The following is a 20,015-nucleotide window of genomic DNA, read 5'->3' as shown; positions in this document are numbered from 1 at the left end:
AACAAAAATATAAATGCATTTAAAAAGCCTCATTTACCTACTCCACTATTATTCACTTGGTTATTATTTAGAGCGTACTCAGATAATTCTTTAATATAGTTAAACAACTCTTCAGGGATTAAAGAACCATTAGAGTATGTAACATATATTGCAAACGTCAATTTCCTTTCAAGAGTGTATAGCTTTACCTCGCTGGCTTCTAATCTATCGATAAACTGCATAGTATTTTCATCCTTAAGATATTCACCCAAATATCTTAAATTAATTTTATTACCGGAAACATTTGTTATTAATTTTGACTCCCCAGATAAAACATTTGGAAAACAATAGTTAGTCCCATAATTTGTTATCCCATCTTGTAAATCTATATCACAATACAAATCATCATGCGTTAACAGAAAACCCTTTCCATCTAATACAGTAACGTCAAAAACACCTTCCGTTATTGGAAAAACGTCTATACATCCTGAGCCTTCACAGATTAAGTTAGTGATTGGCTCATCGAAAACAGTCTTGAACCCTGATATTATCTTTCTTGTTTTACCAACTTCAGTAGAAAACTCTATCACGCTTGATGGATAAGAATACCCAAATGAAAACTCCCGGCCACTATTTAGCAAATCACCTACTTCTGTGTTTAGACCAAGCTCATACCTTTTAAACTCCTTCAAAGGCAATATGCTTTTAGCTGAATATAGTGATTCCCGATTAACTAGACCTTGCTCGTCCTTAATGGATAAGTATGCCTTCAATGATGGTTCAGACACATTAGAACCAGCTCCTTTCAAATCAATTAGACCATAACTTTCACTTTTACTGGACGTAAAAAAGAAAGAGTTATCATACAAAATTTGTGATGAATTAAACCCAATAGTAGCCCCTTTATCTCCATTTGAATTCCCTGTTACGTAGCCATTTGAATTCAACCACTTATTGGAAAGGTTACCAGAATATGTAGCATTGAATTCTGTTGTTCCATCAAGTGAATTTGAGTATATGTGACTAATTTCACCATAGTCATGGTAATTTTTCATTTCGATCAAAGATGAGGCTGATAATGTATTTCGAAATGATGACACATCACCACCATATGCATGAACACTGGTTCTATATGACAAAGAATGTTTAGGTGACAAACTTATAGATAACGATAACATTGCATTTATTTTATCCGCATCAAAGTTAGCACTTATAGAGTCAGTATCATAACCTACATTAAGATCTAACATAAGATAGTTATTTATTTGTCTACTAATACCAAAACTAACATTATAATTTTCATAGTTATATGGAGTTAAAATACTCTCACTAAAATTATAAGAACTAGTTAATCTTGCGTGTCCTAATTCAAAAAAATCAAATGAACTACTTACATAAAGCCTTTGATAATCTCCATATCCATATAAGGTAGACGCTAAGTTAGTATTTTCTGACCCTGAATAATTCAGATAGGAAGTTGTTAAGTTGCCAAAATTAAAACTCGTATCAAACAGAAACTCACCTGAGTCAGAATAATTAAATGATGTTTCAAATTTAGCAATGTCTTGCATATCCCATGAAAGCCCTGACGACACAATCGCACCAGATTCACTTCCTGTAATTCCAAGCGCCAGTAACGCCCCTTGAGTAACTTTTAAACTGGCTAATCCACGAGCAAATAATAACTCATCACTATCACTATCACTATCACTATCACTATCACTTAAAATACCATGACCATTCAAACTTCCTAATGTAAGTAAGAAATCATAATCGCCAACAGTTAAGCTATCAGAAGGCTTATTATATATTGTATGAATTTGGCTCAACAGAACATTATCACCGTTCATTACTTCAAGTACTACCTCATAAACACCATATGGCAATTCAGAGTACGAAATAAATTGCTGACCTTGATTTGTGTTCTGACTAAGGATAATACGATCACTACCGAGTTCTTTAATCTTTAGTCTGCCAACTGCAGGAGAAAAATAGTATAATTGTTTGTTTTTATTTTTCTTGCCAAGTAGTAAACGGTTCGAAGTTCCAAACTCAATTACACTTTCAGTTACACCGTTTAGTACAGAACTATTTTTTAAAAAATCAGTGCTATTTATAACTTGCCCCCCCAGGAACTGACCCAATCTAAAGCGATACTTGTCGAAATCTAATTGATATGCCAATTTGTAAACATCAAAACTACTACTAGCACTTTGATATTGAAAGTCACCGACAAAATGGCCATACTTCAAGCCCCAAAGAACTTCATCGTTTATATTAAAATCAACATCTGATTGCACATATTTATTTATATCCACAGAAAAATGATTTATTAGTGCAGGGCTATCACTTTTAGCAGTTTGATAAACAGACTGATTAGTGGGATTAATAACATTTAATATTTTATCACTAATAAATATCAGAACAGTTTTACTATCATAATCAAATACAAAGGAATACCCCCAATCATTGGGCGTAATGACACAGTTTGTTATCAGTTTTTCAATACAACGAGCATTATCAACAACTACCCCTGTAGTTAGGTCATTAACCATTAATGAAATATATTTTCCCTTGATATTGTTAGCTGCTAATATGTCTTTGACTCTAATCAAATTTTGTTCATGTTCATTGGTATTAAGTTTTATCTTATTATATGATACATCCAAAATTGCATCATAATACTTTCCATTTGCACTTTTTATTTTAACCTTTGATTCTTTAAACTTGTAAAAATCCTCAAACCCTTCTGGGACTATCGTTTTACTAGCCATTGACATAAATGAGGTGATTGCAAAAAACAAATATAAAAACAATCTAAATATAAATGTCATAGATCATACCTAAAGCCAATTACAAATGAACCGTCGCAATATCTAACATCATTTCCTAGCGTTGAAAACCTAAGTACCAACTTATGCTTTTTGTTTGAACCCTCTACAAACAACGAACTATCGGTAATACTATATGCTTTGTTTACATTCATTTCTGATACATCATCGTCTAGATATATTTTTACGATATCTTCATAACCTACAACTTTTTGAGTTATATTTTTTATCGTAGATGAATAGCATGATGAACTGTTTCCTAAAAGAAACAATTCATACCTATCAACATCAACTTTCGAGCCTAATGAATAAACCGTTGACTCAATATTCAAATCTACCTTAGTATTTGCGAACGTTTTTATTTCACCATCATACATTAACGTTATCGCACTTGGATTTAATGTTAAGTTAACAGTTTCTGATAGCATATTTGATCTATCGATAGTTGTTGATACAGGAAAGTCATGAGTAAAATGCTTTGCAGTAACACTAAGAGAAAATATCGAACTCATAATTAATGTCGTTTTGAAAGAAATATTCATCATGACTTACCATTTTGGGACATCGTTATTTCAAGACAAGCACTATCAATTTAATCGGACAATATAATTAAGAACAATACAATTAAATTTCAGACGCAATAACGGTAACAGATAGTGCTGCATCTTTGCCCGTATACATATCAATATCAGCAGATGCTGAAGTAGATAGTGCATTTAGCTTTAGAATATCTCCAGCATGCGAGCTAATTTGAGTTACACCACTTGCAGTAGAAGTTGCAAGTACAATCCCATCATGCATCACTGACCAATCAAGCCCAGCCACAGGAGTACCATTAGCGAAAAAAGCAACATCTGATACAGCCCATGTTATAGCTCGCGCCTCCGTACTACCTGCACCATCGTCACGTGTTGTAGTAGACACTAATTCTCCAACAATCGGAGCAGCGACAGTTCCTGTATTATCCCTCGCTTCTAGCTGTATACTTGGCGCAACAATAGCTCCGTCTGTTGTACGCATTAATTGACCTATAGGAGTGACTAAATCCCCACCTTCGCCTGTGATTACAAAAGCATCAGACTGAATAACTCCAGGTACCTTTCCTTGCCAATTAGCTGTTGCCGTTGCTGTATCACCAGCTGCTGCATAAACACCTTGACTTACAACTACCATCCCCAAAAATGCTACTAATTTGTTAACTTTCATATTTAAAACTCCTAGTTATTAACATTTAACACATATAACAATGCGAGATTATTTACGCCAAAAACATTTTATTTAATATCAACAACAATTGCGTTAGCACGAAGTATTTAATATTACTCACAATGCTAATGCTAGATTAAAATAAACACATGATTACCTAAGATAACATTTAACTCACATTAGTAGTTGTAATTTCATGTTAGAACAATCACTTTACGGCTTTACTCCACCAGAAAAATGTAAAAATATTTTTTTAAAATAAAATAATTGATAAATATATGACAAACATATCTTTAAGTGGATAATGTATTAAATGGAAAAAGAAATTCTTGGAACCATATAACCTTTACAAAAAAGAAAACCCTGAACTCCCCATAATTTATCAACAGGTAAACTTTTCATTTGCCTTGTTGTTTCTACTCTTTCAACTATTATTCTCTTTACACTTGAGTAACAATCAATAAAATCGTTAAAAACCATTCTTTCAAATTCATTAACTGGCATTTCTAATTTTATATAATCATAATACAAAACAAGCTCTTTCTCTTTGCTATCATTTTTATACCCAATATAATCAAAATCATCAGCTGCTAGCTTTACTTTATTTTCCTTTAAATAAGTCAACCCCTCAACCACTCTAACACATATACCACAAAAATTTCTTTCAGTTATTTCAATAACTAATTCAATCCCAATCAACAATAACTGATTACTTAGCGTAATTATGCGTTTCAAAATTTTCATATCACAAAGATTGCACCTTTCAACATTAACAAAAACCACTTCCTTACCCAATATTGTAGAAGCATAATCAAGTGAGCTATGTGCTGCCTCACCTGAAGAGATCAGTTCATTTGACTGTTCCAAAGGCACACCTAATGACTTAAGATGCTGGAAATCAACAAGCAATTCAGCGCCAATTATACAATGACGATTATTTTTAAAACTCTCTATTAAGGGGTCGAATATATTTTGACATTTAAAAAGTAATAAAGAGCTCAACATTCTAGATGTCTCATAACGGTTTGAATTTAATAAATAGCAATCATTCATAGTTATTTCTCTTCTAAATAGCTTTACTATCAACATAATAATTAACTTACTATGAGTTCATAACACGACCTACATAGATAACACTGGAATTAACTAATTGTTACTTCACAAATTTTTATCTACTAAACTTCACTTAAAAGCTAAGTAAGCAGTGCCAAGTAAGCATTTTTTGATAATGAATCTTTGACACTAGTGCAAGTAAAGAGCTCAGTACAACTAATAAAAATAGTTAGGGACTTGCTTTCTTTTCTTGATAATACTCACGCGTATTCGACTGCACTGTTAGCAAAGTAGTTGTAACTTAAGTAATGGATTGTAAATAGCTCTGAGCAACATGTCGTTAGCATGCTGCACAAACAAATTTCGCACGTGCTAACGATATATTTGTAACGCATTAGTAAAATAGCACTTCAACACATAATCTAGAGACATTGCTAATGCTTAATCTTATGCACCTATCATTTTGGCACATATTAAATCATTACCCAGTTCATTAGCTCGTTATTGGAATTATTTTATCTCTACAAGGTAATAACCTATGAAGTACATATTTAAAAATGAATTGATTACATGGTTAAAAGAGAAAGAACTTTCAAGAAGTGAATTTATATTTCTTCTTCAGAGTTCAAATTATGAAGAGTTTAAAGGACTTGATAGTATAACTGTCAGTCGCTGGACCACTGGAAAAACTGTACCACCATTACATAAACAACTGCTAATTGCTCAGTATATGGGTGTTGATATTGTAGACATCATTTGCAGAGTGGAAAGTTCAACTTTAAAGGTTTCAGAAAAAATATCAAAAACATTCAAAAACCTTATTACAATTTTAGATTTTTCATCATTGACTTTATCTTATAAACAACAACCTAAACAATCTATTTGTAAAATAAGACATCAAAACTTTGAAGAATATAATAAATATTTTTCTGATTTCCATAAAAACATTTGCTCATTAAGTGACTACTTCGATGAACTCCATAAGCTCGGTAACAGTGTAGATTATACGAGTATAACATTAGAGAACTCAAAGGGGGAAATTTTAAGCCACTACAGCGGAATAGAAGATCTAAGTCAGTTAGAAGGGTTATCTTTATTTGAGTTTATTGATAAATCCGACCTATCTACAAGCTCATTGATCAACGTTGGGTATTTTAATAACTCCAAACATTACATGGAATTATTAGATTATTCCATTTGTTATTATATCATATCAAAAATCAACAAAAAGAACCTTTATCTTTTTGTTGCCGGATACCCTCTTTTCGATATAACAAGAAGCTTGTTGGGCATTGAAGAAACTATGTATTTTCCACCTAAAAACCCTGATTCAAAGTTAGGTGTTTATCTATTTAAAATAGATATAATGAAGGCGTTGTGCAATTCAATATTATTTCCTTCAGCTCAAAAACAACTTCATTGCTTACAGAGTTGCTCTAATAAACTCTGCAATCGTTGTAATTTATCCGATCACATAAAAACAGATTAGAACGTTCATTACTAGATAACTAACCAGCTTACCTTACACTTACAAAAGCTAGTTTAGAACTGCCGTCATTAAAATTAATATTTACACATCAGCTTTATTTGAGGTTTCAACTTAGTCAGTTGACTATAAATAACATGGAAATACGTCGCTGACTGCTAAACCCCAACTTACAACCTAATATAATTCATAAACCAACTATTTATTATTTGCAAATTAACTATAAACCTCATTAATCAACTAAGAGTTATTATTGTAAAATTAAGTAAAAATCCAACATCTATCTTAATCGTCAACACAAGTCGATAACCCGTTATTTTCATTTATAATCTAACTCGTACATCTAGTTAGGTAGCGTTATTGCTCTAACCTTTCCCTAAGAAACCGAGCAAACCTAGGCGTTCCTTTTTGTGTTAAACCTGAATATTGATACGTTATTCTGGCACCTAGTGGTGGTGGACTAAGTCTTTCCTTAATCGTAAAGCCTGTTCCAACTTTAAACTTCACTCCCTGTTCATTTTCTACCAATAATGCCCCCATCATGCCTTCGAGTTTTCCCTTCCCCGCTTGATATGCAATGACAGTCGCTTCCGCATCATAATAAGGTTTAAGCTTTATGAGATCGCTGCTACGACCTGCGCTATAAATGGCTGTTTGCCTATGCAGCATCAACCCTTCCCCGCCTTCATCAAGTATTTGTTGAAACCAAAACTCTAAATTCGCCAGTGTTTGGAATCTCCTTTGTTTAATGACTTCAAGAAAGGGGGAAATATTGGTTAACTCACGGTGTGCTTGAGCATATCGCTGTTTGAAACTCTCTGAACTGGCCGGAAGATCGAACACCATAAATTGAACTTTGCGCCACTGCTCATCAATAGGTACCTTGCGCCTTGCTAAAGCAGATATTTGTTCAAATGCTCCCCTTCCCATCCAAAGCTCACCATCTAGCGGATATGTAGGAAAGTCTTTAGTAAACCAATCAGGTATCGCAATAGCTCTTCCTGAACGTGAAAACATCTGCTTTCCATCCCAAAACCCCCTAACCCCATCAAGCTTCTCACTCACTAAGTAGTCATTGATAACGCCTTGTAGGTCTCCATGTGTAGCCAACTGAATATGTTCAAAGGTAAGTTGTGTTTGTGTATTATCACTCTCTTGATCACACCCGCTTACCTCACAACGCCCTAAAGGGTTTGCAAAAGCGAATGAAGAGGTTAAAGCAATAACAAAAATAGTGATGTATCGATGAGGCAGGACGTTCATATACATTCCTTCGTCTAAAGTGACCCGATTAACTCCTTTAACCAGGTTAGGCATTAATAAATCCCCAATAATGAGTGTAGAACATGAACCAAATTATATGAAACTGGTCTCAAACATTTCAAATGATATACTCGGCAACAATAAATGGATGACAAGAACATCGGATAGCACTCCTGTTTATGCTCTTGGATTAAGTTCAAATTAAATAATGGAAAAATATGAAACCTGAAAATAATCACGGTATAAAACGCATTATCAGAGCGACTGGATTTTCGATGAAAGGTCTTAAAGCTGCTTGGACTCATGAAGCAGCCTTCAGACAAGAGCTCATCTTAGCCGCTATAATGTTGCCGATTGCATTCATTGTAGATGTCACGATTGTAGAGAAACTATTGCTCATTCTCACACTGTTTATCGTCATTATTGTTGAGTTATTAAACTCTGCAATTGAAGCTGTTGTTGATAGGATTGGTGATGAAATTCACACCTTAAGTGGGCAAGCTAAAGACATTGCATCAGCCGCTGTTTTTATGAGTTTAGCCCTAGCAGGGATCACATGGACTATCATTCTGACAACTAGGTATCTTTAAATATTATTTGCTATTGTTGCATGGCTTAGCAGCTAGACCTAGCTGCTATTTTGCATTTAACAGGATTCAAACAAACAGTGTAAACTCACCTGTTCACACTCAAGACTAAAGCTCACTTACCTCCTTCCTCTTATTAGTGCGAAAAACACCCTCCTTAAATTTTTTACACATTCTTTGATACAAATCATTCACAATTAGACACATTCTGCTACTATAGTCTTAATGATTAATTTGAACTCAATATAATCAACTACTTATCAATAATTATAAAAATAATAAACTTTGATGGAGCAGCCTTAATGTTAACAAGATTAGGCATCTCATTTTTATGCCTACTGGCTAGTTGCCAGAGCTACGCAGATGAAACGAGTCCACTTAAGACTAATTCTGTTCATACTACAGCTAACGATGAAGTGGTTATAAGAGTTGGTGGGTTTTATTCAAACTCGAACTCGAGTATGGATGTAACAAATCCTGTCTTAGGCGAGGACTTCAAGATCGATTTTGAGAAAGATCTCAAACTCGAAGAGTCACAGTTTCTGCCATTCTTCGAATTGTTTTATCACTTTAATGAAAGACATAGCCTTTACATTGACTGGAAGCAGTTACACCGTAATGCTGAAGTTCAACAAATCACTAAACCTTTCCAAGTTAACTTTGAAGACAAAATATATGATGTGAAAGCCGGTGCAAAGTTAAAAACGACATTGAATATGGATATCGCTCGTTTAGGTTATGGTTATAACTTTTATCAAGGTAATAACTATAACTTGGGCCTGTCTGTCGGCTTACATACCATGTTTATAAAAACCGGGTTTGAAGGTGATATCGGCGCTTGTATTGAAGAGCAACTTGTTCTCAATTGTAATCAGCAGCCATTAGATAAAGCCGTAGATGAGAGTGTTACCGCTCCCCTACCCGATATCGGCCTATACGGAGATTATGAGTTTAGCCCAGGCTTTAGGTTTACCGCCCACGCGCAATACTTTTACATCAAGCTCGATGATCTAAAAGGACGTTTAATTGATATTAGAGCTGGCGTTGAGGCAGAGATCACCGATAACTGGCATATGACAGCCGCGTTTAACTTTTATGAAGTAGACGTCGATTATAGCCAAAAAAGTAATAATGCTGATATTCACGTAGCAGACTACAACCTCTACTATAGCTTCATAGGTCCTATGCTGTCGGTCAGCTATAGGTTCTAAATCTAACCAACCGAGTGAGCAACGGCTCCACTTGAAATGTGATCACTCGGTTAGCTCAACTCTCTCCTCATTTATTCTTTCAAGTAGTATCAACCCTGTCTATAGCATCAAAATAGTCTATTAAATCTACACCATTAATCATTTGAATCTGAAGCAAAAAAAAACAGTTCGCCAACCAGAATCCATAAGGGTTCAAAATATTAATAAATCCCACCTCTAGCCTTGGAAACTTCACTTGCCAATAACTACATTGAAATAGAGATGTAATTGAGGAAATTATGATGGCTAGATTAATCACACAAACTATTGCTCTGTGTATTGCGATTTGCTCATTGGTGATCGCGATACCTACGAGTGCTCAACCTGACTCATTTTTCGATGTTTTTTTTGATATAGAACTAACAGCTGATGGAAGTCCTTCACTTTCACCACTAGATTTAACAGCAAGCGTTGAAATGCAATCAAAGCGTGGTGCTACAAGTACATTTGACACTGAAATATTATCAATGGACTTATCATCATCACCAGATAGTACAGGAAAAGGTAAGCGCTATTCAGCAATGGTTAAATACAGAATAATGAATATAGATTCGTCAGGCCAAGACGGCGTTCGTTTCGCTGAAATGGTAATTGTCTGTGATCCTACATGTAGCGTAATAAGCACACGTTCAATGACAAAGAAAGACCACCGAGGTCATGTCACAGTACTTAAATAGGCTTGTTTTTTTTTACAAAAAAACAAACATGAGTGGTTCATTTATAATGAACCACTCATGTTAAATAGCATATATCTAATCAACCGTAAAACTGATAACAGACAACAATGGCAGCAACTATGCCGGCAAAATCAGCAGTTAGTCCGCAGAAGAGTGCATGTCTGCCATTTCGAATCCCAACAGCACCAAAATACACAGCCAACACATAAAAGGTGGTTTCAGTACTTCCTTGAAAGATTGCAGCTAATCGGCCAGCAAAAGAGTCCGCGCCATAATGGTCCATTGTTTCTAACATCATGGCTCTAGCCCCAGAACCACTAAAAGGCTTCATTATTGCCGTTGGCAAAGCATCCACAAATCGAGTGTCTCCCCCAATAACAGAAACCATTACAGAAATCACATGCAGCAAGTAATCCAAAGCACCTGATGCTCTGAGCAATGCAATTGCCAGTAACATAGCTAAAAGGTATGGAATGAGTTTGATTGATTGCGCGAAGCCCTCTTTAGCCCCCTCAATAAACTCATCATAGACAGCAACTTTCTTAAGGCCGGCGACCAGAATAAAACTAAAGACTAACAGGAGTAAAATGCCATTTCCCATCGCAGTAGATAAAGTACCAATTGCAGTCGTTGTTAGCGTTCCTAAGTAAAACACCAAGGCCATAATAGAGCCAAAAATCAAGGCGCCATAGCCCATAATAATGGTGTTAAATAAAGATAAGCGTTGAAACATTGCCACTACGAGTACACCAACAATGGTAGAAGCGGATGTGGCGAGGAGGATGGGTAAGAAAATATCAGCAGGGGCAGCTGCGCCTTGCTGTGCACGGTATAGAAACACAGTAACCGGCACTAAGGTGACTGATGAGGTATTTAGTACTAAGAATAATATCTGGGCATTGGTCGCCGTTGCTTTATCAGAGTTAAGCGACTGCAGATCTTGCATCGCTTTCAAGCCCAGCGGGGTCGCAGCATTGTCTAACCCCAATATATTAGCCGTTAAATTCATGGTTACGCTGCCATAAGCTGGGTGCCCTCGTGGCACTTCAGGCATCAACCTTGAAAGAAGGGGTTCAAAGGCTTTTGCAAAGACACCGACTACCCCCGCTTTTTCACCGACTCGCATCAAGCCCATCCACAGCGACAATACACCAATCAAGCCTAATGCAATCTCTGCAGCTAATTTTGAGCTCGAAAACAGCGCAGTAACGGCATCAGATAACACATCGACATGACCATTAAGCAGTTGGATGACTATGGAGACCATTGCTGTAGCAAAAAAGAAAAACCAAATCCGATTTAACACTCACATCCCTTTTAATATCATACTAAAGCGCTTCAATTTAACTCTAGTTACTATTTCAACTCACTAAAACGGTTAGAGAAGTCTAATACCAATTACTGCTCGTTAAGCAGGTTGATAAACTGGCCTATCTTTAAAACCGTCAATCTATACAGTCACTACCCTATTAAAGTCGCCGTCCTATAAAATCACTATGCTATAATCCCAGCAAAATACTTCCTGCACCTTCTCTATGTCTCAATTAAATCAAGATTTTATCGACTGTATCGCAAAAGAGTTACCTTCTCACCTCTCAATGGATGACTTAATACACTACAGTCAAAAGCCACTGCGCCCCTCAATTAGGGTCAATACCCTAAAAATTTCATCAGCGTCATTTATCACTATGATGTCACCAAAGGGTTGGCACCTTGAGCCAATACCATGGTGTGAAGATGGCTTTTGGATCTCATTAAACAGTGAGATACAGCTCGGCAATACTATCGAACATCTGCAGGGATTATTTTATATTCAAGAAGCCAGCTCTATGTTGCCACCAACAGCACTATTTTCCCAGTTAAAAGAAGCGCATGATATCAAGATATTAGATATGGCTTCTGCACCGGGATCTAAAACAACTCAAATTGCTGCATTAATGAATAATCAGGGATTACTCATTGCTAACGAGTATTCATCAAGCCGAGTAAAAGTATTACATGCCAACATTCAGCGCATGGGAGTGAGCAATACCGCCCTTACGCACTTTGATGCGCGTGTCTTTGGAGAGTACCTTTATGAGACATTTGATAGCATACTGCTTGATGCACCTTGTAGTGGTGAAGGTACGATACGAAAAGATCCTTTCGCACTTAAAAATTGGAGCATAGAAAGCTCAAAGTCGATAGTTGAGACTCAAAAGTCATTGATTGAGTCTGCTTTCTTAGCGCTAAAAGCAGGAGGAACCTTAGTTTATTCTACCTGCGCTCTAAGCCGTAGTGAGAACCAAGAAGTGTGTCAGTATCTCAAAAACAGATTCCCTGACGCTGTCACGTTTTTGCCTCTAAATGACCTGTTTCCTGAAGCTGACAAAGCTTGCACTGAAGAGGGGTTCCTACATGTATGGCCGCAGATTTTTGATAGTGAAGGTTTTTTTATTGCTAAAATAGGTAAATTAGCTTCAATCGATAGATTAAAGCCAGAGCCTAAGCGACAGAAAAACTTCCCCTTTTCGCCTGCATCAACCAAAGAGAAAGCAGCCCTAAGCACCTACTTTAGCGATACCTTTAATTTGTCGATACCTGATGATGCTCTCCTTATGAAAAGAGATCTTGAGTACTGGCTATTTCCCAAGGAGATAGAAAGTCTCATCGGCCGTATGCGCTACCAGAGAATTGGGATAAAGCTGGCTGATGAAATTAAAAAAGGATTTAAAGCCCAACATCAGGCAATTACTGTACTGGGGAAAAACACAGAGACGATTGAACTGACCCAAGCTCAAGCTTGCGAATACCTTATGGGTAGAGACATCCCGCTTAACGATGGTGGTAAGCCTCAGGGGGAGGTAATTCTTGCCTATCATAACAGTCCATTAGGACTTGCTAAGCACTTAGGAAAAAGACTTAAAAACTCACTGCCACGTGACCTTGTCAGAGACAAAATAGTCAATTCGACTTGCAGTGAATAGTTTTGAAATATTTAGTTACAAAGGTGCATTAAAAAAAGTGCATATAAGCGAGGTTATTTCCAATAGTAGTCTACACTATATGCCAGAGAGTTAATTCCTTATGAGGATCTCAACAGTAGCGCACGGCTCTTTAAGTAGAGCCATTCCCCTGGACCCAAAACAATCGGAATAGTTTTGGGTCTTTTTTTGTCTGAAATTTGGCTTAGCGAGCAGCTAGCCTTGCTGCATCTTTAAATAATCTGAAGAAGTTATCTGTCGTATAAGCAGCCAACTCTTCATAAGAGTCCCCTCTAAGCTCTGCCATCGCTTCGGCAACGTCTCGAACAAAGGCAGGCTGATTCTCTTTTCCCCTGTGGGGGACAGGCGCTAAATAGGGTGAATCGGTTTCTACAAGCAGGCGATCTTGAGGGACTTTTCTGATAACAGAGCGTAGCTCTCCTGCATTTTTAAAGGTAGCAATACCAGATGCAGAGATATAAAAACCTAAATTCAACGCCGCTTTAGCCATCTCCCAGTCTTCTGTGAAGCAGTGCAATACCCCGCCCACTTTATCAGCATGTCCATTACGTAAAAAATGTAAGGTATCAGCTTTAGCATCACGAGTATGAATGATTAAGGGCTTATTAACATCAACGGCGAGTGCTATCTGCTCTTCAAAACATTGCTGCTGCAGCGCTTTGGTTTCATTAGCATAAAAATAGTCTAAACCAGTCTCACCAACGGCGATAACCTTGCGCTCTTTTACAAACTCATTGAGTTCGCTAGTATTTAACCCCTCTTGAACATCGAGCGGGTGCACACCAGCAGATAGAAACACCTGTTCAAACTCAGCCATTTTATCTCGCATAGAGGTAAAGCCTTGCTGCCTTACATTAACACAGAGAAAGTAAGCAACATCTCGTGCATGAGCATCAGATATGACTTGTCTTAATGAAGGTTGATCAGGGGCTGATTTTAATCTATCTAGGTGGCAATGGGAGTCGATGAGCACGTGTATTTCCAGCTTTGTTGAAACAAAAAAGTCGACAAAGAATACAGAGCTACATGGTACAGGTCAAATCCCCTGAAGCGAGTTCGGCAGATAATAGAGTTTCAATGTGTTGTTTATGCGTTAAGGCATCAGATAAAACTTTAATACCAATCCCAGCTGGCCGGCCACCAGAGGCCCCTAAAGGGTTGATCCAAACAACCACGCCTTGAAATTCATGTTTATTGGTTGAACCAGGAAGTTGATAGCTGATGTTGAGTTCTTGACCTAGATAATGGCTTTCACTGGTCGCAATAAATAGGCCTACAGGCTGTATAAAAGGCATGTAGGCGCGATAAAGCTGGTGTAAAGTATCAAAATTAACAACTAGATCTATCATAAAACGGCTATCTCTTAGCTAACTTATTATATTCTAAGATAAAACCATTAAAAAGAGCTAAGTAATTCACGTTCGGCATGACACTCAGTTTATGATAGGTATCCATTACCTTCATGGCAAACTCCGTTACTTTGACTCTCAACAATGCATCTAAATCAGACTGTTTAATGAGTTTCTGCCTTATCAAAAGGTATAAAACTTTAAGTGCATCAGAAACTTGCTTTTCATTTATGTTAATTAAACTAGCACACAGGTGTCCAGAGGACAAACTTTGAGCCCAGTCTTTTCTAAATTGTAGCAGCTGTGTATAACGTTCGCTCTGTAAGGCAAGTGACAACTCCAGTGGGCCCCCCATCACAGGCAAACACCAAGTTACATCTGATTTAAGCGTACTTGCTCTTGATAGCCAGGCATTGATCTCTGCAATAGAGGGAAGATCCACATGAACACGCTGACAACGGCTATTAATGGTTGCCATCAATCTAGCCGGAGTATCTGACTGCAGCAGTAGCAAGGTATCTTTACCTGGCTCTTCCAAAGTCTTGAGCAACGCGTTCGCTGATGCTTGATTAAGCTTTTCACAATTGTAAATCAACGCAACTCGTCGGCCACTTTGCTGAGAGGTTGAAGTTAACTTTTGACACAGTGCTCTAACTTGATCAACTTTAATCTGATTACCGTCTGCTTTTAACTGATAAAAGTCAGGGTGGTTACCAGATTCAATTAATTGGCAAGCTTTACAAAAGCCACAAGCTCCCTGCTCTGATGGGGTATGGCAAAGTGCAACTTTCGCCATCTCCTCTATAAAGCGATCGCCGCCATAGCCACAGTGCAACCCAACAAGATAGGCATGACCAATTAATCCACCTTTTGCCTGATGGCTAAACTCACGGATTGGTGAAGCGAGCCAAGGAAGCTGCTCCATTACCACTCCTGAGACTGCAACAAAGCAAGGATATCTTTGTGAACTTCTGCCATAGTTTGGCCAGCATCAATCACCGCGATGGTGTCATCACTATCAGCAATCTCTAAAAAGGTAGCCCGTGCACGTTCAAAAAAATCCAGTGCTTGTTTTTCAATTCGGTCGAGCTCACCTCTATTCGCCGCACGCTTGAGCCCTAACTCTGGATCAATATCTAAATAGATCGTTAAGTCTGGTTTAAAGTCACCTAATGTCGCCTGGCTAACGACCTTAACTAACGGCATTAAGCCACGGCCGCCGCCTTGATAGGCCAATGAAGATAAGTTATGCCTATCACCCAACACCCAGTCACCACTCGCTAAAGCAGGCTTAATGACATTAGCAACTAGCTGAGCTCTAGCGGCATAGAGTAATAAACACTCAGCTTCATCACACAGTGGATCGTTTTCCTCTGCAATCTTGACCAAGTCGCGCATCTTTTCAGCTAAAGGGGTGCCACCAGGCTCTCGAGTACATACAGCTAACCTACCTGTATGCTTTTCGATAAAATCACCTACTAAAGAGATAGCACTCGACTTACCCGCTCCCTCTAAACCTTCGATAACAATAAATTTGCTATTATTTGTTCTGCTCATCGATTTCTCTGATATTTATTTACTGCACGATTGTGCTCGGTTAGTGTTCTTGAAAAAACATGGCTGCCGTCATTCTTAGATACAAAATAGAGATAATTCACATCAGCAGGTTGCGCAGCGGCAAGTAATGAAGCTCCGCTTGGAGCGGCAATAGGCGTTGGAGTCAGCCCATTGATTCTATAAGTGTTAAATGGAGTATGCTCGCGTAAAGCTTTGCGGGTTATATTGCCTTGATAACTCTCACCCATGCCATAAATAACAGTAGGATCAGTTTGTAGTCGCATTCCTTTATTTAACCTATTGGCAAATACCGCTGAAATCCATGGCCGCTCGCTCGCTTTTCCTGTTTCCTTTTCGATAATAGACGCCATGATCAACAGCTCGTAAGGTGTCTTTAGTGGGAGATCTTCATCTCGGCTCTCCCACGCAGCGTTGAGCTGCTGCTGCATTTTGAGATAACTCTGCTGCACGATAGAGCGAATATTCTCACCCGCCACATAATGATAAGTATCAGGGAAAAACTTACCTTCAGGCAGCGCTGAGTCATCACCGTTTTCAGCTAATACCTGATTAAAGACCTGAGGATCAAACTGACTGTGAGGCAACGCCTGTAAAATAGCGCTCCACTCTTTTATGCTCTGTCCTTCAACTAACGTCACACTAAAGATTTTCTCTTTACCTTGAGTGAGCTTTAACAGTAATTGATTAACGGTTTCACCGGGATTGAGCTCATAATAGCCTGAACGAATTTTGGCAAGTTGCGGATCAATTCTTACCAGCACTTTTAGCTTCCAAGCGTCTTTGATTAACGCTTTTGTTTCAAGGTCCGTCACCAACTGATTAAATGATGTACCTCTGTGGAGCTGTAGGTCTTCAGACTGAGTCAGGTTTAACGGTGACTGGCTATAGTCCATCACACTTTGGTAAACCCAGATGCCAGCTCCACCAGCTAACAAGGATAAGGTAAAGAAAAGCCCTAGAAGTGATATTAATATTTTTTTCATAATGTTAACTGATACTTTTCTCTTATCCTGTCACTAAAATCTGCTTTAGAGAAGCTGATATCATCAATACGATTGATATCGACAACCCCCAAAAGGCTATTGGTAATAAATATCTGATCAAATGTAGCAAGCTGCTTATAAGCTAGGTCACCGACATTAATGTCTAACCCTAACTCAATGAGCTCATAAATCACCTGCTCGCGCATCACACCCGATACACCTGAATGAGAGATGGCAGGGGTTACAACCTGATTCCCCTTGACGCAAAAAATATTGGCCATTGAGCTTTCTATCACCCTGCTGTTTGCATCTAAAACAAGCCAATCATCATAGTCCCCATCCAAGTGTTGTGATTTAATCAACACCTGCTCGAGCCGGTTAAGGTGCTTAACTCCCGCCAACCTTGGCTGAGATGAAAGCAGAACAGGGCTGGTTTTCAACGCGATCCCTTGCTGCTGCCATGAGGAGTAATGAAGGGGAATCGCATGAACAGAAAGAACTTCTGTTACTGTCACCGCAGAAGGAGGTGCGTAACCCCGACCACCAGCGCCTCGAGTGATTAATAACTTAAGGCATGCTTGAGCATGAGGTTTAGCAACCTGCATTATCTGCTCAATAAGACTTGGCTGCGGCTCCCAGTGAAATCCCAGACGCTTAGCGCCTTGAGATAAGCGCTTAAGATGTTGAGAAAGAAACAGAGGGCAACCATCTGCAACTCTCATGGTCGCAAACAGGCCATCTCCATAACTCAAACCTCGATCAAAGGGATCAAGCTGATTATCAATCTCACCATTAATCCAGACTTGCGTCATGCATGCTCCGAGTTAATACCTAGGATGATTAGCCATCTTGGCTAATAAAAACTCGCTAAGGCTGCTTATAACTTTCATTGATTGCCTCTTTACTGTTTGTATATTCAAACTTATAAAGTAAAGGCATCTGTAGGGTACGTTTTAGACTACTTATCTAAAAGGTGTTGAATTCTAGTTTTCAATATATCAGTTGCAATGCGGTTTTTCCCGCCACGTGGCACTATGATATCGGCATACTGTTTTGATGGTTCAATGAACTGTAAAAACATTGGGCGTACCGTATCTGTATACTGAGTCATTACAGACTCCATAGTACGGCCACGCTCTGCCACATCACGTGCTAATCTACGCATAAAACAGATATCAAGTGGTGTATCCATAAATACACTCGCATCCATCAAGGCTCTTAAATTAGGATCGGTTAACAGCAAAATCCCCTCTAAAATGATGATCTTCTTAGGCGTCATTTTAATGGTCTCAGCCATACGAGTATGCTCGCTATAGCTGTACTGTGGGATATCTACTGCTTCTCCTGATTTAAGGGCCTGCAAATGACGACAAAGATGTTCATGATCGAGTGCTTTAGGATGATCGTAGTTGGTCAAAACACGTTCATCCATAGACATATGGCTCTGATCTTTATAGTAAGCATCTTCCGCTATAACACCAATCTGATCTGTGCCTAAATCACGACACAGCTCTTCATAAATTGTTTTAGCGATTAAACTTTTACCTGAAGCAGAAGCCCCTGCAATACCGATGATGACACACTGAGAATTCATGCTAAACCTTATTCGTCTTCTGAGATACTAATTGAAACACTAGATGCTGCTTGAGTAAGAGCAAGTTGTGCTCCCACTTTTCTTGCTATTTCGCGATAGATTGCTGACTCATCGTTTTCTGGATGAGCGACCACTGTAGGTGCGCCTTTATCTACATCTTCACGAATATTAAGTTTAAGCGGTAATTCACCAAGAAGCGGCACTTGATAACGCTCCGCCATCTTGCTGCCACCGAGACTGCCAAATGGATGTTCTTTATGACCACATTCATTACAAATATGGAAGCTCATGTTCTCAACGATACCCAGTACAGGGATATTGACCTTTTGGAACATGCTTACACCTTTTTTCGCATCAGCAAGTGCAATATCTTGTGGCGTCGTCACCACAACAGCACCAGTAACGGGTACTTTCTGTGACAAGGTCAGCTGAATATCACCTGTCCCTGGCGGCATATCAATAACTAGGTAATCTATCTCAGGCCAAAGCGTTTCATTTAATAACTGAGCAAGCGCACCCGCAGCCATAGGCCCACGCCAAACTGCAGCTTCATCTTGACCTAACATAAACCCAATAGATTGAGCAGTAATGCCATGAGCCTCAGCCGCCGTCATCATTTTGCCATCTGGAGACACAGGTTTAAAATCGGTAACCCCTAACATTAGTGGGATTGAAGGACCATATATATCAGCATCTAAGATACCAACTTTGGCGCCTTCTGCTGCCAACGCAAGCGCGAGGTTTACCGATGTAGTTGATTTACCAACGCCACCTTTACCTGACGCAACAGCAATAACCTGCTTAACATTAGGGATAGGCTCTACTGCACTAATCGCTGAAATAGTCGCAGGCTGAAAATCAATTTCACATTCGACTTCGTCGATGGCATCAAGCACTGCGAGCTTGTTCGTTATAGCCATCACAGTATCGCGATACTGAGTCATACAAGGATAGGGATAGACAAGGCCTAGTAGTAGGCGTTTACCTTCGATATCGAGTTTGTTCACACATCCAGCAGAAACTAAACCTTGCGCTAGATATGGGTCCTGATGTGCATCTAAGATGGCCAAAACAGGCCCGAGAAGATCGTCGCTTAAACGATAATTTTGAGAAGCTGAAGACAAAAGTGCTACCCCCTATTAATAATTTGCCCAAGTGTACCAGAAAACACCACAAATATTCGTGTAGTTTTAAC

General features: G+C 38.5%; 19 protein-coding genes. 5 read left to right on the top strand and 14 right to left on the bottom strand.

Features of this window, described 5'->3' with window-relative positions; genetic code table 11:
* Nucleotides 1–29: 29 nt before the first annotated feature.
* The 4 genes from BM736_RS05540 to BM736_RS05525 form a co-directional block, all read right to left on the bottom strand.
* Nucleotides 30–2,813 carry a TcfC E-set like domain-containing protein gene (locus tag BM736_RS05540; protein ID WP_076409540.1) on the bottom strand — a complete coding sequence of 928 codons (2,784 nt, stop codon included), beginning with the start codon at nt 2,811–2,813 and terminating at the stop codon, nt 30–32.
* Entirely contained in the window at nt 2,810–3,352 is a 543-nt protein-coding gene (locus BM736_RS05535; protein WP_076409538.1) for a hypothetical protein, read from the bottom strand. The genes BM736_RS05540 and BM736_RS05535 overlap by 4 nt, the downstream gene beginning before the upstream one ends.
* A gap of 82 nt (nt 3,353–3,434) precedes the next feature.
* Nucleotides 3,435–4,016, bottom strand: coding sequence for a hypothetical protein (locus tag BM736_RS05530; protein WP_076409536.1), 582 nt, complete (start codon nt 4,014–4,016; stop codon nt 3,435–3,437).
* Between the two features lie 309 nt (nt 4,017–4,325).
* The gene (locus BM736_RS05525; protein WP_143562325.1) at nt 4,326–5,105 is read right to left on the bottom strand and encodes a hypothetical protein; all 780 of its coding nucleotides are present in this window, start codon (nt 5,103–5,105) and stop codon (nt 4,326–4,328) included.
* Between the two features lie 502 nt (nt 5,106–5,607).
* Between BM736_RS05525 and BM736_RS05520 the strand changes: the two genes are divergently transcribed.
* The gene (locus BM736_RS05520; RefSeq protein ID WP_076409532.1) at nt 5,608–6,558 is read left to right on the top strand and encodes a hypothetical protein; all 951 of its coding nucleotides are present in this window, start codon (nt 5,608–5,610) and stop codon (nt 6,556–6,558) included.
* A 354-nt stretch (nt 6,559–6,912) separates the two neighbouring features.
* Here the strand turns inward: BM736_RS05520 and BM736_RS05515 are convergent, their stop codons facing one another.
* Entirely contained in the window at nt 6,913–7,872 is a 960-nt protein-coding gene (locus tag BM736_RS05515) for a DNA ligase (protein ID WP_256717724.1), read from the bottom strand.
* A gap of 164 nt (nt 7,873–8,036) precedes the next feature.
* On the opposite strand from BM736_RS05515, the gene BM736_RS05510 reads away from it, so the two are divergent.
* The 3 genes from BM736_RS05510 (at nt 8,037) to BM736_RS05500 (ending at nt 10,332) form a co-directional block, all read left to right on the top strand.
* Entirely contained in the window at nt 8,037–8,408 is a 372-nt protein-coding gene (locus tag BM736_RS05510) for a diacylglycerol kinase (protein ID WP_076409530.1), read from the top strand.
* Between the two features lie 299 nt (nt 8,409–8,707).
* Nucleotides 8,708–9,616: a hypothetical protein gene (locus tag BM736_RS05505; RefSeq protein ID WP_179079011.1), complete on the top strand. Its 909-nt coding sequence runs from the start codon at nt 8,708–8,710 to the stop codon at nt 9,614–9,616.
* Nucleotides 9,617–9,897: 281 nt separating this feature from the next.
* Nucleotides 9,898–10,332: a hypothetical protein gene (locus BM736_RS05500; protein WP_076409528.1), complete on the top strand. Its 435-nt coding sequence runs from the start codon at nt 9,898–9,900 to the stop codon at nt 10,330–10,332.
* Nucleotides 10,333–10,411: 79 nt separating this feature from the next.
* Here BM736_RS05500 and BM736_RS05495 read toward each other — a convergent pair whose 3' ends face one another.
* Complete coding sequence (locus tag BM736_RS05495) at nt 10,412–11,638, bottom strand: nucleoside recognition domain-containing protein (RefSeq protein WP_076409525.1); 1,227 nt, start codon at nt 11,636–11,638, stop codon at nt 10,412–10,414.
* A 229-nt stretch (nt 11,639–11,867) separates the two neighbouring features.
* Here BM736_RS05495 and rsmF point away from each other — a divergent pair, with 229 nt between their 5' ends.
* Nucleotides 11,868–13,298 carry a 16S rRNA (cytosine(1407)-C(5))-methyltransferase RsmF gene (gene rsmF, locus BM736_RS05490; protein WP_076409523.1) on the top strand — a complete coding sequence of 477 codons (1,431 nt, stop codon included), beginning with the start codon at nt 11,868–11,870 and terminating at the stop codon, nt 13,296–13,298.
* A gap of 202 nt (nt 13,299–13,500) precedes the next feature.
* Here rsmF and BM736_RS05485 read toward each other — a convergent pair whose 3' ends face one another.
* From BM736_RS05485 to apbC, 8 genes are all read right to left on the bottom strand, one after another.
* Nucleotides 13,501–14,289 (bottom strand): TatD family hydrolase, encoded by a 789-nt coding sequence (locus BM736_RS05485; protein ID WP_076409521.1) that lies wholly within the window; start codon nt 14,287–14,289, stop codon nt 13,501–13,503.
* A 49-nt stretch (nt 14,290–14,338) separates the two neighbouring features.
* Entirely contained in the window at nt 14,339–14,665 is a 327-nt protein-coding gene (locus BM736_RS05480) for a PilZ domain-containing protein (RefSeq protein WP_076409518.1), read from the bottom strand.
* Nucleotides 14,666–14,672: 7 nt separating this feature from the next.
* Nucleotides 14,673–15,590: a DNA polymerase III subunit delta' gene (holB, locus tag BM736_RS05475; RefSeq protein ID WP_076409516.1), complete on the bottom strand. Its 918-nt coding sequence runs from the start codon at nt 15,588–15,590 to the stop codon at nt 14,673–14,675.
* Complete coding sequence (gene tmk, locus BM736_RS05470; RefSeq protein WP_076409514.1) at nt 15,590–16,222, bottom strand: dTMP kinase; 633 nt, start codon at nt 16,220–16,222, stop codon at nt 15,590–15,592. The genes holB and tmk overlap by 1 nt, the downstream gene beginning before the upstream one ends.
* Nucleotides 16,219–17,226 carry an endolytic transglycosylase MltG gene (gene mltG / locus BM736_RS05465; protein WP_076409512.1) on the bottom strand — a complete coding sequence of 336 codons (1,008 nt, stop codon included), beginning with the start codon at nt 17,224–17,226 and terminating at the stop codon, nt 16,219–16,221. Before mltG ends, tmk begins: the two co-directional genes overlap by 4 nt.
* Nucleotides 17,223–18,038, bottom strand: a complete 816-nt coding sequence (pabC, locus tag BM736_RS05460; protein WP_076409510.1) for an aminodeoxychorismate lyase — start codon at nt 18,036–18,038, stop codon at nt 17,223–17,225. Before pabC ends, mltG begins: the two co-directional genes overlap by 4 nt.
* A 146-nt stretch (nt 18,039–18,184) precedes the next feature.
* The gene (gene udk, locus BM736_RS05455) at nt 18,185–18,820 is read right to left on the bottom strand and encodes a uridine kinase (protein WP_076409508.1); all 636 of its coding nucleotides are present in this window, start codon (nt 18,818–18,820) and stop codon (nt 18,185–18,187) included.
* 8 nt (nt 18,821–18,828) lie between these two features.
* On the bottom strand, nt 18,829–19,944 hold the full coding sequence (gene apbC / locus BM736_RS05450; protein WP_076409506.1) for an iron-sulfur cluster carrier protein ApbC: 1,116 nt from the start codon (nt 19,942–19,944) through the stop codon (nt 18,829–18,831).
* Between the last annotated feature and the right edge of the window lie 71 nt (nt 19,945–20,015).

Origin of the sequence: Shewanella sp. UCD-KL12, assembly GCF_001957125.1 — a bacterium.
Lineage (GTDB): Bacteria > Pseudomonadota > Gammaproteobacteria > Enterobacterales > Shewanellaceae > Shewanella.
The sequence above is the reverse complement of the archived record's forward strand: the minus strand, read 5'-3'. Positions and strand labels throughout refer to the sequence as shown.